Origin of the sequence: Pseudomonas sp. GCEP-101 (genome assembly GCF_025133575.1) — a bacterium.
Taxonomy (GTDB): Bacteria; Pseudomonadota; Gammaproteobacteria; order Pseudomonadales; family Pseudomonadaceae; genus Pseudomonas; species Pseudomonas nitroreducens_B.
In genome coordinates, this window is record NZ_CP104011.1 from 3,579,653 (window position 1) to 3,593,912 (window position 14,260).

A 14,260-nucleotide genomic window follows, 5' to 3' on the forward strand; every position below is an offset into this window, starting at 1 on the left:
GCAGAGTCTGATTCATGTCCGAAGCCAAAGCCGAAATCGTCATCACCTATTGCACCCAGTGCCAGTGGCTGCTGCGCGCCGCCTGGCTCGCCCAGGAATTGCTGAGCACCTTTGGCGACGACCTGGGCAAGGTCAGCCTGGTGCCCGGCACCGGCGGCGTGTTCCACATCAGTTGCGATGGCGAGCAGATCTGGGAACGCAAGGCCGACGGCGGCTTCCCGGAAGCCAAGGTGCTCAAGCAGCGGGTCCGCGACCGCATCGATCCGCAGCGCGACCTGGGCCACAACGACCGTTCCTGAACCGGCGCTGTACCCTCGGATGGAACAATTCGATAGCTGGCTAACTTCCTTGCTGTATGTCAAAGGGAGATGTCGGTCACACTTTTAGTCTGGTGGCATCCATTCTCCGCAAAGGATGCCCGCCATGAGCATCATCGTTACAGGCGCCGCCGGCTTCATCGGCAGCAACCTCGTCAAGGCGCTGAACCAGCGCGGCGAGACCGACATCATCGCGGTCGACGATCTGACCGAGGGCGACAAGTTCGTCAACCTCGCCGACTGCGATATCAGCGACTACCTCGACAAGCGCGATTTCATCGAGCGCTACGCCCGTGGCGATTTCGGCGTGGTGCGCGCGCTGCTGCACCAGGGCGCCTGCTCCAGTACGATGGAGCGCGACGGGCGCTATATGATGGACAACAACTATCGCTACAGCTGCGAGCTGCTGGACGCCAGCCTGTCCCTGGGCGTGCCGTTCCTCTACGCCTCGTCGGCAGCGGTGTATGGCGGCGGCCATGAATTCCGCGAGTTGCGCGCCTGCGAACGGCCGCTGAACGTCTACGGTTATTCGAAGTTCCTCTTCGACCAGCGCGTGCGCAAGCTGTTGCCCACCGCGCGCACCCAGGTGGCGGGCTTCCGCTACTTCAACGTCTACGGCCCGCGCGAGCAGCACAAGGGGCGCATGGCCTCGGTGGCCTTCCATTGCTTCAACCAGTTCCGCGAAACCGGCAAGGTCAGGCTGTTCGGCGAATACGGCGACTACCCAGCCGGCGGCCACCTGCGCGATTTCGTCTCGGTGGAGGACGTGGCCAGGGTCAATCTGCATTTCCTCGACCACCCGGAGCGCAGTGGCATCTTCAACCTCGGCAGTGGCCGTGCCCAGCCGTTCAATGACGTGGCCCTGGCGGTGATCAACACCCTGCGCGAACAGCAGGATCTGCAACCGCTGACCCTGGACGCGGCGATCCGCGCCGGGTTGCTGGAATACACCGAGTTCCCCGATGAGCTGCGCGGCAAGTATCAGTGCTACACCTGCGCCGACATCGCCTTCCTCCGCGAAGCGGGCTACCGCGCGCCGATGATGGGGGTGGAGGAGGGCGTACGGCGCTACTGCCACGGGTTGCTGCAACAGGGCTGATACCGCGTGTAACGGGTTTTTTACCCAGTCTTTACCCCGTGCTGACACTGCGCAGGGGCAGCGCGCGAGACAATCACCCCAGGCCGCCACGCAGGCTGTCGTGCGATGAATCCTTGGCATTCCCTCCCCCGGGCAAGGTTCGAGTTTCGTGCGCTGCGGGGCGGCCTTCTTTTTTCTGTGCACCGCGCCTGTAGGAGCGAGCTTGCTCGCGAACCGATCTCGCGCCGCTGCCAGAGGGGGCGCGAGCGCGGGCTTCCCCTCACCCCAACCCTCCCAGAGGGAGAGGGGGCAGATTGTGCCGACTGACGCTGTGGTTTCATCCTGCTCCGAACAGTCCCCTCTCCCGCGGGGAGAGGGTCAGGGTGAGGGCAGACCCGAGCGCTGGAGTATCACGGTAGGAGCAAAGCTTCTCCGCGATATCCCGGCGCAGCCGGGACCCTGGGTGTCGGCAACGCGGCGGCCCCGGCCGGATCGCCAAGCTCCCCTCCAGCAAGAGCCGGCCCCGCAGGCCGCGGCTAGTGCCCGCGCGCGCTGAGGAAGGTGGCGACGATGATCAGCACGCCGCCCGCCAGCATCCGCAGGCTCGGCTGTTCGCCGAACAGCACGGCGGCGAAGGCGATGCCGTACACCGGTTCCAGTGCGAAGATCACCGCCGCCGTGCGCGCCTTGATCAGCCGCAGGCTGGCGACGAACAGGCTGTGGGCGACGCCGGTGCAGAGCACGCCCAGGGCCACCAGCCACAACCAGTCCATTCCACTCACCGAAGGCAGGTCGAGCAGCACCAGCGGCAGCAGGCAGGCGATGATCGTCAGGTTCTGGCACAGCGCCGCCTGGATCGGATCGATGCCGCGCACGCTCACCCGGTTGGCCAGCGACAGCAGGGCGAACAGCAGGCCGGAGAGCGTGCCCCAGAGCAGCCCCGCGGTGGCGCCGTCGCGCAGGTCCAGGGTGGGCGTGACCATCACCAGGCCGATGCACACCAGCACCACCACCAGGTACTCGCCCTTGCGGATGCGCTCGCGGAACAGCAGCCCTTCCAGCAGCACCGTGAAGGCCGGGAAGCTGGCGAAGCCGAGGGTGGCGACGGCGACGTTGCCGACCTTCACCGCGAGGAAGAAGGTCAGCCAGTGCGTACACAGCAGCACGCCACCGCCTACCAGCATGGCGGCCTGTTTCGGCGTGGGGCGCTTCTGCGCGCGCAGATGCCCGGCGAACACCGCCGCCAGCGACAGCGAGCCGAACAGGGCGCGGCCGAAGACGATGATCAACGGGCCGGCGAGGATGAGTTTGCCGAAGATGCCGGACAGCCCGAACATCAGGGCGCCGATGTGCAGGCCGATCAGGGCGCCGCGGGGAGTGAGCTGGGTAACGCGCTTCATGCCGTAGCCCCCGCCGACGGCTGTGGCGGGGCCTTGTCTGGAAAGAGGAAAGCGCACCGGCCCGGCCGGCGCGCACTGGAAGGGAAATCAGGCGAGACGCGCGCCATTGGGCAGCGGCTTGTCGAAGCCGGCCAGCACCACCTTGTCGTCGCTGTCGTAGGCACCGGTGACCAGCACTTCCGAGCGCACGCCGGCGATGGATTTGGGCGCGAAGTTGCACACGCACAGGACCTGGCGGCCGATCAGCTCGCTTGCGTCATAGTGCGCGGTGATCTGCGCGCTGGAGGTCTTGATCCCCAGCGGGCCGAGGTCCACCTGCAGGATGTAGGCGGGCTTGCGTGCCTTCACGTTGGGTTCGGCCTGGACGATGGTACCCACGCGCAGTTCGACGCGTTCGAAATCCTGCCACTCGATGGTGTCTGCCGACATCGCTGTTCCCTGGTCATTGCTCGGTTCGATGGCCGGCAGTCTAGGCCCTGGGCGCGCGGCTGTCTGTCGCGCGGCTAGCGGGAATTGTCGCGCGCCTGCTGGCGCAGTTGACGCGGCGTGATGCCGAACTGGCGCACCAGGGCGGCGGTGAAGGCGCTCTGCGAGGCGTAGCCGACCTGCGCGGCGATCTCGCCCACCGACAGGTGCGAGCCGCGCAGCAGGTCCCGGCCCAGTTGCAGGCGACGCTGGCGCACGTAGTCCATGGGCGTCTGCCCGGTTTCGGCGAGGAAGCGGGCATGAAAGCGTGCGGCGGACAGCCCGGCGAGCCGCGCCAGGTCGGCCACCTGCAACGGGTGCGCGGCGTGGCGGTCGATGTAGCTGTCGAGGCTGGCCAGCGGCAGTTGAGACGGCTCTTCGATGCGCTGTTGCCCGGCGGCGAGGCTGGCGAGCAGGAGGATCGCGCCCTGGCGTGCCAGCACCGGGTCATGCAGCGAGCTGCCGGCCAGCCACTGCACCAGCTGCGCCTGGTCGTTGCTGAGCAGGCGCTGGCCGGGGGTTTCCAGCAGACGGCGGCCGGCGTCGCTGTGCTGGCCCAGGCCTTCGAGCAGGCCCTCTTCGTCCTCCAGGTCCACCACCAGGCAGCGGCTGCCGTCGGGGCTGGCGCAGGCGTGGTGTTCGTCACGCGGCACCACGGCGAAGGTCTGCCGGGTCACCAGGCTGCCGCGTCCGCCCACCTCGAAATCCAGGCTGCCGGACAGCCCCAGTACCAGCTGCGCATGGCTGTGGCTATGGGCGAGGTGGTCGTGGCTGTAGTGGCGCAGGGAGAGGATCTGGCTCATGCAAGCGTGTTCCGGGCTGGCGGGCTGGCCGTCAGTCTAGCGCGCCGGCGGCTGTAACGGGACTGTCGCCAGTCGGTCATGTGCACTTCACCGCGCTCGCCGACACTCGCGGAAACCTACCGGAGGCCGCCGACGATGAGCAGCGCGCAACGCATGACGCCGACGAAGAAACAACGGGTACGTACCCTGTGGATATCCGATGTCCACCTGGGCACCCGCGACTGCCAGGCCGAGCACCTGGCCGGTTTCCTCAAGCGCTACCACGCCGACCGCATCTACCTGGTGGGCGACATCATCGACGGCTGGAAGCTGCGCGGCGGCATCTACTGGCCGCAGGCGCACACCAACGTGATCCGCCGCCTGCTGACGATGAGCAAGCGCGGCACCGAGGTGATCTACGTCACCGGCAACCACGACGAGTTCCTGCGCCGATACTCCTCGCTGCTGCTGGGCAACATCCGCCTGGTGGACGAGATCGTCCACACCACCGCCGACGGCCGCCGCTTGCTGGTCATCCACGGCGACCAGTTCGACGTGATCACCCGCTACCACAAGTGGCTGGCGTTCCTCGGCGATTCGGCCTACGAATTCACCCTGACCCTCAACCGCTGGCTCAACCACTGGCGCAGCCGCTATGGCTACGGTTACTGGTCGCTGTCGGCGTACCTCAAGCACAAGGTGAAGACAGCGGTGAACTTCATCAGCGACTTCGAGGAAGCCATCGCCCACGAGGTGCACAAGCGCGGCCTCAACGGCGTGGTCTGCGGGCACATCCACCACGCGGAGATCCGCCGGATCGGCGAGGTGGAATACCTCAACTGCGGTGACTGGGTGGAGTCCTGTTCGGCGCTCATCGAACACTGGGACGGCAGCATCCAGCTCTATCGACTGGCCGAGGAGCAGGCACGCAGTGCCGCGCCGGCGGTGGTCGAGTCGGCGGCATGAGGCTGCTGATCGTCACCGATGCCTGGCTGCCGCAGGTCAACGGCGTGGTCACCAGCCTGCGGGCGCTGGTGGCCGAACTGGAAGGGCAGGGCCATGCGGTTGGCCTGATCACCCCGCAGGACTTCCGTCATCGTCCGTGCCCCAGCTACCCGGAGATTCCCCTGGCCTGGGACGTGTGGAAGGTCGGCGAAAAGATCCGCGCCTTCGCCCCCGACTGCGTCCACCTCGCCACCGAAGGCCCGCTGGGCTGGGCCGCCCGGCGTTGGCTGGTACGCCGGGGAATGAGGTTCAGCAGCGCCATTCACACCCGCTTTCCCGAATACGTGAACACCCGCTGGCCCTGGTTGCCGCTGGCGTGGGGGTATGCCTTTCTGCGCCGCTTTCATCGGCCCAGCGCGGCCGTGCTGGTGAGCAGCGAACGCATGCGCGCCACCTTCGCCGCGCAGGGCTTCGCCCGTCTGGCGCTGTGGCGCAAGGGGGTGGATATCCAGCGCTTCCAGCCTGGCGCGGGCACACCGCCGGATGAGCCGGTGTTCCTGTATGTCGGCCGCCTGGCGCGGGAAAAGAACCTCGAAGCCTTCCTCTGCCTCGACCTGCCGGGGCACAAGCGCGTCGTGGGCGACGGCCCGCAGCGTGCAGAGCTGGAGGCGGCTTATCCACAGGTGGAATTCCTCGGCTATCGCCACGGCGATGCACTGGCCGAGATCTATCGCACTGCCAGCGTGCTGGCCTTCCCTTCGCTGACCGACACCCTTGGCCTGGTCATGGTCGAGGCACTGGCCTGCGGCACGCCGGTGGCGGCCTTCCCGGTGGCGGGGCCGCTCGACGTGCTAAAGGAAGGCGTCACCGGGGCCATGGACGCGAACCTGCGCAGCGCCTGTCTGCGGGCGTTGGCACTGGACCGGCGGGCCTGTGCGGACTGGGCGAGCACGCAGACCTGGCGGGCGTCGGCGCAGGAGTTCCTGAGCCGTCAGGTGCGCCTGACGGAGGTGCCGGTCAGCGAGGAGCCGGGCTACCTCGGCGGCTGATCAGAACAGCTGGCGATCGTGGTCCAGGCTCTGGTCCACCAGCCACTTGCCGTGGGCGATGGACGCATGCTGGGCCTTCTGCAGATCCGACAGGAAGGCAAATTCCAGCGGCAGCGTCTTGCGTCGGGTGGTGTGCCCGTCCGGGCTGGTGATGTGGCAACCGGCGGCCCACGGGGTCGGCAGGCCGGGGTGTTCGACCACATCGGCGGTGATGGTGTAGCGGCGGTATTGGCATTGCATCAGGCTCATGGGGCATCCTCCTGGCGATTCGCCAACGGCCCCGGAAGGGCGGTGGCGGGCGGAACGATGTCGGCGTCGCGCGCCGGCAAGCCTTCTCAGGTCCCAACATAGAACACCCGACAGGCTTTTTTGCCGGATACCGACGAACGCGAATCCCGCTGCGCTGCAGATTTCGTTCGCGATCTTCCCAATGCCGACGCCGCGCGCCAGACTGTCTGCCATGCCAATCCAGACCCTTTCCCGCCTTGCCGACCTCGACGCCCGCCAGTGGGACGCCCTGCTGCCGGACGATCAGCCGTTCCTGCGCCATGCCTTCCTCTGCGCCCTGGAGGACAGCGGAAGCGTCGGCGGTCGCACCGGCTGGCAGCCGTCACATCGCGTATTGCTGAACGACGACGGGCGCCTGCTCGCCGCCGCGCCGGCCTACCTGAAGAGCCACTCCTACGGCGAGTACGTGTTCGACTGGAGCTGGGCCGATGCCTGCCTGCGTGCGGGTATCCCCTACTACCCCAAGCTGCTGGTGGGCATTCCCTTTACACCGGTGGGCGGCGCCCGCCTGCTGGGCAGCCCGGAGGCGGCGCTGAGCCTGGTCGGCGCGCTGGCGGGGGAGGTGGACGAGGGGCATTGCTCGGGCGTGCACGTGAACTTCACCGATGCGGCCGCTGATGCGCTGCTCGGCTGCGCGGAAGGTTGGCTGCCGCGCCTGGGCTGCCAATACCACTGGAACAACCGGGGCTACCGTGACTTCCAGGATTTCCTCGACGCGCTCAGTTCGCGCAAGCGCAAGCAACTGCGCAAGGAGCGCGAGCAGGTCGCCGGGCTCGGGCTGGATTTCGTCTGGATGGAAGGGCGTGAGCTGTCAGAGACGCACTGGGACTTCGTCTATGCCTGCTACAGCAGCACCTACGAGGTGCGCGGGCAGGCGCCCTACCTGAGCCGCGCATTCTTCAGCCTGATCGGCGAACGCATGCCGGAGGCGATCCGCGTGGTCTTCGCCCACCAGCGCGGCCGGCCCGTTGCCATGGCCTTCAGCCTGCTGGGCGGCGACACGCTGTATGGCCGCTACTGGGGCTGCCTGGCGGAGTTCGACCGCCTGCACTTCGAAACCTGTTTCTACCAGGGCCTGGACTTCGCCATCGGCCACGGCCTCAAGCGCTTCGACGCCGGCGCGCAGGGCGAGCACAAGCTGATCCGCGGCTTCGAGCCGGTGATCACGCGCTCCTGGCATCGCCTGGGGCATCCGGGCCTGCGGGAGGCGGTGGAAGAATTCCTGGTGGGGGAGCGGGCGGGCATCCTGGCCTACGCCGAAGAAGCCCGCGCGGCGCTGCCGTATCGCCAGGAGTAACGCATTTCGTAGGAGCGAGCTTGCTCGCGAACCCGCGCAGCACAGGAGCTTTCGGTCAGGCTGTTCGCGAGCAAGCTCGCTCCTACAGATTCCCGCCTTGCGGGCGGAGGGGTTACTCCGGCTTTGCCTCGCCCTTGCCCGGCAGCATGCGCACCAGGGTGTTGTCGCGGCTGATGTAGTGGTGGAACAGCGCCGCCAGGGCGTGGATGCCGATCAGCCAGTAGCCGAGCACGGCGATGGTCTCGTGCCAGTACTTCACCTGCTTGGCCAGGTCCGGATTCTTGCCCACCAGGTGCGGCAGCTCCAGGCCCCAGAACGGCACGGGCTTGTCGGCGGCGCTGAGGATGATCCAGCCGGCCAGCGGCAGGCCGATCATCAGGCCATAGAGCGCCAGGTGCGCCAGGTGCGCCAGGGCCATCTGCCAGGCCGGCGGCGCCGGAACGATCGGCGGGGCGGGGTAGATGAAGCGGCCGATGATGCGCAGCCAGACCAGCACGAACACGGAGAGGCCCAGCATGAAGTGCCATTGGGAGAACAGCGCGCGGGTGTCGCTGCCTTTGGGGAAGTTGGTGCGGTACTCCATGCAGAAGTACGTGGCGGCGATCAGCACTAGCATGATCCAGTGCATGGCGATGGACAGGCTGCCATAACGGGACGGGGTCTTGGACAGGCTCATGACGGTTCCTTGTGTGACTCGGGGAGCGTGACGCCCCGTTCTGGCGACGGAGCTATCGGTGTCAGCATAGAGCCTTCAGCCTGCCTCAGGCACCGTGAAGGCAAAGTGAAAGGGCCGCGATGTGCGGCCCTTTTGATGTCGGTCAACCCTCGTCGGCGGTGGGCTGCCGTGAGCGGATGGCATTCACCAGGCGCTTGGCCAGGGCCGGGTAGTCCTCGTCGAAGTGGTGGCCGCCGGGCAGTTGCAGGTTCTCGCCCACGGCCTGCGGCTGGGTGCAACCGCTTTCGTCCTTCTCGTCGATGCCGTACACGCAGAGCACTTTCGGCGCCGGCAGACGGGCCATTTCCGGGCCGGTGGCGGCTTCCTGGCCGGCCTTGCCGAGCCAGCCCTGCACCTCGATCTCGAAGCTGCCGCTGCGGGCGAAGGCCAGCAGGATCACCGAGCTGACGTCCTTCTTGGCGTCCGCCGGCAGACGGTTGTAGATCGCCGGCAGCACGTCGGCGCCGAAGGAGTAGCCGGCCAGCACGAAGTGCTTGGCGCCCCATTTCTCGCGGTAGTGCTGCATCAGCAGGGCAAGGTCGGCGGCGCTCTGTTCCGGGGTCTTGTGCTCCCAGAAGTAGCGCAGCGCATCGACGCCCACCACCGGATAGCCGAGCTCGGCCATCTGCGCGGCGACGTCGCGGTCCAGGTCACGCCAGCCGCCATCGCCGGAGTAGAACAGGGTGACGGTTTCCGACGGCTTGGCGGCCGGGACTTCCACCACCGGCACGCTGTCGCCGCCGCCTTGCAGCAGCTGGCGCAGCTGGTCGGCGAGCACCTTGGGCAGCGGCGTGTCGTAGTCGGTGATCACCGTCTCGGCGTTCTTCAGGCCACGGGCGAAGCGCGCGCTGGCGTCGTCCGGGTTGTCGTTCCAGGCGGCCAGCCAATGGCCATGGGGCGTCGCGGTCGGCAGCGGCGTGGCGGCGCAGTCGGGTTTTTCCATGGAGAAATCGACCGACAGCGCCTTGGCCTTGTCGTCGGACTGCCCGGCGAGCCAGCGCAGCGCCCAGGCGCTGCCCGGGCCGATGCCGGCGACCAGGGTCGGCTGGCCGTCGAGCAGTTCGCTGGCAGCCTTGATGCGCGCCTGCTGGGCGGCGCAGTCGTTTTCCGGGAAGACGAACTGCACCACGCGGGCGCCGCTGTCGTGGGCCAGGGCCAGCAGTTGGCCGTCGTCGAGTTTCTGGTCAGCCTTTACCGCAAGCAGAACACGGGCGTTCGGCTGCTTGCCGGGGATGGCCAGGGCGACGGCGCTGCCATCGGCGAGCTGGCGGTGTTCCAGCGAGGCCTGGGACGCCGGACGGCTCCACAGCAGCAGGCCGACGGCGAGGATGATCAGCAGGAGGAGGGCGAGCAGGTGTCGCCAGCGTCGTTTCAACATATCAGCGTTTTACCAATCCACTCAGGCCGCCTGCGATGAGGGCGGCCGTATCGGCCAGGGCCACCAGCGGATCCAGTCCGGCGGGCACGGCCAGGTAACGGGGTTCCCAGTCGGGCTGGAACTTGTCCTTGAAGCGTCGCAGCCCCTGGAAATTGTAGAACTGCTCACCCCGGCGAAAAACCAGCGCGCCGAGACGTTGGGTCAGCGGGGCGCCGCGGCGCGGCTGCAAGCCGGCCAGGGGCACCATGCCGAGGCTGAAGCGGGTATGCCCGCTCTCCTTGTAATGCAGGATCAGGCCGAGCATGAGGAACTCCATGGTCAGCTTGGGCGCGTCGGGGGCCACGCGCATCAGGTCGATGCTCGCCAGCTCCTTGCCGGAGGTTTCCAGCAGGTTGGCGAAGGCCACGGCGCGGCCCTGGAAACGGACCACGACGACGCGGAAATAGTGCAGGTACTCGGGGGTGAAGCGGCCGAGGGAGAAGCCCTTTTCGCGGACATTCTTGCCGCCCAGCCAGGCATCGGAGATGGCGCGCAACTCGTCCATCGGCGCCTGGCCGGCATCGTGGAACTCCAGGCTCAGGCCGTCGCGCTGGCCCCGGTTCCAGGTGTAGCGCAGGTCCTTCATCTCCTTGCCCTTGCTCTCCAGGTCGAAGCGGCGCAGATCGACCCGCGCCTCCTCGCCGAGCTTGAGCGCGGTCAGGCCGATGTCCATGTACAGCGGCAGGTTCTCCGCGCGCACCTGGTAGAACACCGGGCGCGCGTGGTGCAGGTCGCAGAGGTCGCGGAACTGCCAGATCAGCTCGGCGCGCGCCTGGGCCGGGCCGACCGGGTCGAACAGTGCCACCAGGCTGCGGCCGCGGCGCGCATACATCAGGAAGGCATCGTTGCCTTCGTGGAACAGCAGGGCCTTGTCGCCGGACAGGGCCAGGCCGCCGTCAGGCTGCGCGGAATTGGCCAGGATGCCGGCGGCGATATCCAGCTCCTCGCGGGTCGGCGCATGGATCGCCGGCGGCGCGGTGCGCAGCAGCCAGTACAGCGCCAGCGCGGCCAGCAGCAGGCAGCTGCCCAGGGCGGCGCGCAGGCCGCGCGGGGCGTCGGCGTCGAGGGCGAACTGCCACCAGAGCTCCTGGCTGTAGGGCACGTCCTGGTAGGCGAACAGCAGCAGCCAGATGGACGCGGCGATGACGCAGGCGGCGGCGCCCAGGTAGAGCGGCGAGAAGGGCAGGTCCATCAGGCGGCTGCGGCGGTAGAAGGCGCTGCGGAAGATCACCAGCAGGGCGGCGGTGAAGCTCAGGATCAGCGCTTCTTCCCAGTCGAAGCCCTTGAGCAGCGACAGCCCGGCGCCGGCGATCAACAGGCCGAGGGTCAGCGCCCACGCGGCGGAAAGACGGCGCCGCAGGCCGTAGGCGAGCAGCAGGCAGAGCACGCCGATCAGGCTGGCGGCCAGGTGCGAGGCATCGATCAGGCGGTGCGGCACCAGGAAGCCGACTTCGTCCAGGCGGGTATCGATGGACGGCGTAGCGCCGGAGAACAGCAGGACGATGCCGGAGATGAACACCAACAGCGAGAGGATCTGGGCGGCGAAGCCGGAGGTGATGCGCACGGCCTGCTTGGCCACCAGGATGCGGCGCGCCTCCAGGAACAGCAGCAACAGGCACGCGACGATCAGCGGCAGCACCACGTAGATCAGGCGGTACAGCAGCAGCGCGGCGGCCAGCGGCGCGGCGCCCAGTTGGCCGGCGAAGGCCGCCAGGAGCACCGCTTCGAACACGCCGACGCCGCCCGGCACATGGCTGAGCACGCCGGCAGCCAGGGCGATCAGGTAGACCAGCAGGAAGGCGCCGAAGGGCGGTGCTTCGGGCAGCAACAGGTAGAGCACGGTGGCGGCAGCGGCCACGTCCAGCGCGGTGATCAGCAGTTGCAGCAGCGACAGGCGCAGGCCCGGCAGGCGCAGCGTGCGTTTGCCGAAGCGGACCAGGTGGCTGTCGGGGGAGGGTTGTTCCGGCAGGCGGCGGCGTTCGACGGCGACCACCAGCAGCAGGCAGAAGGCGATGATCCCCAACGCCAGCACGGCCACCAGCCATTCGGGCAGGTGCAGGGCCAGGGAAGCGTCGGACAGATCGCTCAGCGCCGCCAGCGCTGCCAGCACCGGCAAGGCGCAGCCCAGCGAAAGGCTGGCGAACAATGTCATCAGGGCGACGTCGCCGGCGCCCAGTCCCTGGCGGGCATACAGGCGATAGCGCACCGAACCGCCGGACAGCATCGACAGGCCGACGGCATTGCCGATGGCGAAGGCGGAGAAACCACCGGTCAGCAGCGCCGGGGTGGGCAGCTTCACGCCGGCGAAGCGGCTGGCCGACCATTCATAGCCCAACAGGAACAGGAAACCCACCACCGTGGCGGCGAAGGCGCCGAACAACGAACTACTGGGAACGTCGAGCAGGGCGTCGTGCAGGGAGTAGGCGTCGATGTCGCGCAGCAGGTGATAGCAGGCGATCAGCGCCAGGCTGAACAGGACCAGGGTCACGCCCAGGCCGAGTGCCTGGCGGTTGGCATGGACCCATTCGAGCCAGGCCGCTCGGGGCTGCGCGTCGTCTAGGGCAGGGGTATCGGGTGTGGCAGGGTTGGCGCTCATCGGGCACCTCAAACGATTTAGCGCGACAGAGTAGGGGCACTGACGCGAATTCCCAAGTCCCCGGAAGAGTATTTTCCTGATCCGTGAGACGCCACCCGTGGGCGAGATTTTTTGGCCGCAACGAAAAAAGCCACTCCTAAGAGTGGCTTTTTTCTTGGTGTCTGGTTGCGGGAGCAGGATTTGAACCTACGACCTTCGGGTTATGAGCCCGACGAGCTACCAGACTGCTCCATCCCGCGGCGGCAATTCTACGCAGATGACGGCCTGTGTCAAACGGTATTTTCGTTTTCGATCAACAATTTAACTCGCGCGCAAACGAAAAAGGCCACTCCGAAGAGTGGCCTTTTCACGGTGTCTGGTTGCGGGAGCAGGATTTGAACCTACGACCTTCGGGTTATGAGCCCGACGAGCTACCAGACTGCTCCATCCCGCGTCGGCCATTCTACGCGGGTGAAAGGTCTTGTCAATCGATATTTGCCGTTCGATCAATAATTTAAATCGCGCGCAAACGAAAAAGGCCACTCCGAAGAGTGGCCTTTTCCTGTGTCTGGTTGCGGGAGCAGGATTTGAACCTACGACCTTCGGGTTATGAGCCCGACGAGCTACCAGACTGCTCCATCCCGCGGCAGCCATTCTACGCCCGTGGGGCTTCCTGTCAACGGAAATCGGAAAAAAGTGATTTTCTATCAACTATTTAGCATGTGAAGGCGGGGACGGGGGATCGCTTCCCAGGCGGGATTTCATGCCTGTGGATAACCGAAACGACGTCCGCTTGCATTATCATGGACGGGTTTCCCGCCGCCTCGTTGGGCGGCGACCGATGGTGATGCAGGCGCCTTCTTCGTGACGTTGCAGAGAAAGATCATCCACATCGATTGCGACTGCTTCTATGCCGCCATCGAGATGCGCGACGACCCCAGCCTCGCCGGCAAGCCGCTGGCCGTGGGTGGCTCGCCGGACAAGCGTGGCGTGGTCGCGACCTGCAACTACGAGGCCCGCGCCTATGGCCTGCACTCGGCCATGGCCATGCGCACCGCGGTGAAGCTGTGCCCGGACCTCACCATCGTGCGCCCCCGCATGGACGTCTACCGCGAGACGTCACGGGAAATCCACGCGATCTTCCGCGACTACACCGACCAGATCGAACCGCTGTCCCTGGACGAGGCCTACCTCGACGTGACGGGCAGCGAGCGATGCGGCGGCAGCGCCACGCGCATCGCGCGCGAAATTCGCCAGCGCGTCTGGGAAACCCTGCATATCACCGTGTCCGCCGGGGTGGCGCCGAACAAGTTCATCGCCAAGATCGCCAGTGACTGGCGCAAGCCCAACGGCCTGTTCGTGGTGACCCCGGACGAAGTGGACGGCTTCGTCGCCGAACTGCCGGTGAAGAAGCTGCACGGTGTGGGCAAGGTGACCGCCGAAAAGCTGGCGCGCCTGGGGATTCGCACCTGCGCCGACCTGCGCGACTGGTCGCGCATCCAGCTGGCCAAGGAGTTCGGCAGTTTCGGCGAGCGGCTCTGGGGGTTGTCGCGAGGGATCGACGAGCGCCCGGTGCAGGTGGACAGCCGGCGCCAGTCGATCAGTGTGGAAAACACCTTCGACCAGGACCTGCCGGACCTGGCCGCCTGCCAGGAGGAGTTGCCCTCACTGCTGGGCGAACTGGAGCGGCGCATGACGCGCCTGGATGCCAGCTACCGGCCGGGCAAGCCGTTCATCAAGCTGAAGTTCCATGACTTCACCCAGACCACCCTGGAGCAGGCGGGGGCCGCGCGGGATCTGGAGAGCTATCGGCTGCTGCTGGGGCAGGCCTTTGCGCGCGGCAACAAGGCGGTGCGGCTGATCGGCGTGGGCGTGCGCCTGGTGGACCTGCGCGGCGCCCACGAGCAGCTCAGTCTGTTCTAGCGGGGCAAG

13 protein-coding genes and 3 tRNA genes are annotated in these 14,260 nt (G+C 67.0%); 6 read left to right on the forward strand and 10 right to left on the reverse strand.

Annotation, left to right across the window (positions count from 1 at the left end):
- The first annotated feature begins 14 nt into the window (after positions 1–14).
- Positions 15–299, forward strand: a complete 285-nt coding sequence (locus N0B71_RS16465) for a SelT/SelW/SelH family protein (protein WP_236171477.1) — start codon at positions 15–17, stop codon at positions 297–299.
- Between the two features lie 124 nt (positions 300–423).
- Positions 424–1,416, forward strand: a complete 993-nt coding sequence (gene rfaD, locus N0B71_RS16470; protein WP_259753672.1) for an ADP-glyceromanno-heptose 6-epimerase — start codon at positions 424–426, stop codon at positions 1,414–1,416.
- A 515-nt stretch (positions 1,417–1,931) separates the two neighbouring features.
- On the opposite strand, the gene N0B71_RS16475 is transcribed toward rfaD, so the two are convergent.
- The 3 genes from N0B71_RS16475 to N0B71_RS16485 all read right to left on the reverse strand — a co-directional run bounded on the left by N0B71_RS16475 (position 1,932) and on the right by N0B71_RS16485 (position 4,063).
- Positions 1,932–2,795, reverse strand: coding sequence for a DMT family transporter (locus N0B71_RS16475; RefSeq protein ID WP_259753673.1), 864 nt, complete (start codon positions 2,793–2,795; stop codon positions 1,932–1,934).
- Between the two features lie 87 nt (positions 2,796–2,882).
- Complete coding sequence (locus N0B71_RS16480) at positions 2,883–3,224, reverse strand: tRNA-binding protein (protein ID WP_259753675.1); 342 nt, start codon at positions 3,222–3,224, stop codon at positions 2,883–2,885.
- A gap of 74 nt (positions 3,225–3,298) precedes the next feature.
- Positions 3,299–4,063: a helix-turn-helix transcriptional regulator gene (locus N0B71_RS16485; protein ID WP_259753677.1), complete on the reverse strand. Its 765-nt coding sequence runs from the start codon at positions 4,061–4,063 to the stop codon at positions 3,299–3,301.
- Positions 4,064–4,198: 135 nt separating this feature from the next.
- On the opposite strand from N0B71_RS16485, the gene N0B71_RS16490 reads away from it, so the two are divergent.
- Positions 4,199–5,008, forward strand: coding sequence for a UDP-2,3-diacylglucosamine diphosphatase (locus tag N0B71_RS16490; protein ID WP_259753678.1), 810 nt, complete (start codon positions 4,199–4,201; stop codon positions 5,006–5,008).
- Complete coding sequence (locus N0B71_RS16495) at positions 5,005–6,036, forward strand: glycosyltransferase family 4 protein (RefSeq protein ID WP_259753680.1); 1,032 nt, start codon at positions 5,005–5,007, stop codon at positions 6,034–6,036. Before N0B71_RS16490 ends, N0B71_RS16495 begins: the two co-directional genes overlap by 4 nt.
- On the opposite strand, the gene N0B71_RS16500 is transcribed toward N0B71_RS16495, so the two are convergent.
- Positions 6,037–6,285, reverse strand: coding sequence for a hypothetical protein (locus tag N0B71_RS16500; RefSeq protein ID WP_259753682.1), 249 nt, complete (start codon positions 6,283–6,285; stop codon positions 6,037–6,039). It lies immediately after the preceding gene.
- Between the two features lie 211 nt (positions 6,286–6,496).
- On the opposite strand from N0B71_RS16500, the gene N0B71_RS16505 reads away from it, so the two are divergent.
- The gene (locus N0B71_RS16505) at positions 6,497–7,621 is read left to right on the forward strand and encodes a GNAT family N-acetyltransferase (protein WP_259753684.1); all 1,125 of its coding nucleotides are present in this window, start codon (positions 6,497–6,499) and stop codon (positions 7,619–7,621) included.
- A 112-nt stretch (positions 7,622–7,733) separates the two neighbouring features.
- Here the strand turns inward: N0B71_RS16505 and N0B71_RS16510 are convergent, their stop codons facing one another.
- The 6 genes from N0B71_RS16510 to N0B71_RS16535 all read right to left on the reverse strand — a co-directional run bounded on the left by N0B71_RS16510 (position 7,734) and on the right by N0B71_RS16535 (position 12,974).
- Positions 7,734–8,297: a cytochrome b gene (locus tag N0B71_RS16510; protein ID WP_259753686.1), complete on the reverse strand. Its 564-nt coding sequence runs from the start codon at positions 8,295–8,297 to the stop codon at positions 7,734–7,736.
- A gap of 142 nt (positions 8,298–8,439) precedes the next feature.
- Positions 8,440–9,714 carry a virulence factor family protein gene (locus N0B71_RS16515; RefSeq protein WP_259753688.1) on the reverse strand — a complete coding sequence of 425 codons (1,275 nt, stop codon included), beginning with the start codon at positions 9,712–9,714 and terminating at the stop codon, positions 8,440–8,442.
- A 1-nt stretch (position 9,715) separates the two neighbouring features.
- Positions 9,716–12,349 (reverse strand): bifunctional lysylphosphatidylglycerol flippase/synthetase MprF, encoded by a 2,634-nt coding sequence (mprF, locus tag N0B71_RS16520; protein ID WP_259753689.1) that lies wholly within the window; start codon positions 12,347–12,349, stop codon positions 9,716–9,718.
- 162 nt (positions 12,350–12,511) lie between these two features.
- Positions 12,512–12,588 (reverse strand) — tRNA-Met (locus N0B71_RS16525).
- A 117-nt stretch (positions 12,589–12,705) separates the two neighbouring features.
- Positions 12,706–12,782, reverse strand: a tRNA-Met gene (locus tag N0B71_RS16530).
- Positions 12,783–12,897: 115 nt separating this feature from the next.
- Positions 12,898–12,974 (reverse strand) — tRNA-Met (locus N0B71_RS16535).
- A 278-nt stretch (positions 12,975–13,252) separates the two neighbouring features.
- On the opposite strand from N0B71_RS16535, the gene dinB reads away from it, so the two are divergent.
- A complete protein-coding gene (gene dinB, locus N0B71_RS16540; protein WP_259759592.1) occupies positions 13,253–14,251 on the forward strand; it encodes a DNA polymerase IV in 999 nt (332 codons plus the stop codon).
- The last annotated feature ends 9 nt before the right edge of the window (positions 14,252–14,260 follow it).

What these genes read in the sequence shown, in the direction of transcription:
- N0B71_RS16465 (WP_236171477.1), top strand. Translation starts at nt 15, where the DNA reads ATGTCCGAAGCCAAAGCCGAAATCGTCATCACCTATTGCACCCAGTGC.
- N0B71_RS16495 (WP_259753680.1), top strand. Translation starts at nt 5,005, where the DNA reads ATGAGGCTGCTGATCGTCACCGATGCCTGGCTGCCGCAGGTCAACGGC.
- N0B71_RS16510 (WP_259753686.1), bottom strand. Translation starts at nt 8,297, where the DNA reads ATGAGCCTGTCCAAGACCCCGTCCCGTTATGGCAGCCTGTCCATCGCC.
- N0B71_RS16475 (WP_259753673.1), bottom strand. Translation starts at nt 2,795, where the DNA reads ATGAAGCGCGTTACCCAGCTCACTCCCCGCGGCGCCCTGATCGGCCTG.
- N0B71_RS16485 (WP_259753677.1), bottom strand. Translation starts at nt 4,063, where the DNA reads ATGAGCCAGATCCTCTCCCTGCGCCACTACAGCCACGACCACCTCGCC.
- dinB (WP_259759592.1), top strand. Translation starts at nt 13,253, where the DNA reads ATGCGCGACGACCCCAGCCTCGCCGGCAAGCCGCTGGCCGTGGGTGGC.
- N0B71_RS16515 (WP_259753688.1), bottom strand. Translation starts at nt 9,714, where the DNA reads ATGTTGAAACGACGCTGGCGACACCTGCTCGCCCTCCTCCTGCTGATC.
- rfaD (WP_259753672.1), top strand. Translation starts at nt 424, where the DNA reads ATGAGCATCATCGTTACAGGCGCCGCCGGCTTCATCGGCAGCAACCTC.
- N0B71_RS16505 (WP_259753684.1), top strand. Translation starts at nt 6,497, where the DNA reads ATGCCAATCCAGACCCTTTCCCGCCTTGCCGACCTCGACGCCCGCCAG.
- mprF (WP_259753689.1), bottom strand. Translation starts at nt 12,349, where the DNA reads ATGAGCGCCAACCCTGCCACACCCGATACCCCTGCCCTAGACGACGCG.
- N0B71_RS16500 (WP_259753682.1), bottom strand. Translation starts at nt 6,285, where the DNA reads ATGAGCCTGATGCAATGCCAATACCGCCGCTACACCATCACCGCCGAT.
- N0B71_RS16480 (WP_259753675.1), bottom strand. Translation starts at nt 3,224, where the DNA reads ATGTCGGCAGACACCATCGAGTGGCAGGATTTCGAACGCGTCGAACTG.
- N0B71_RS16490 (WP_259753678.1), top strand. Translation starts at nt 4,199, where the DNA reads ATGAGCAGCGCGCAACGCATGACGCCGACGAAGAAACAACGGGTACGT.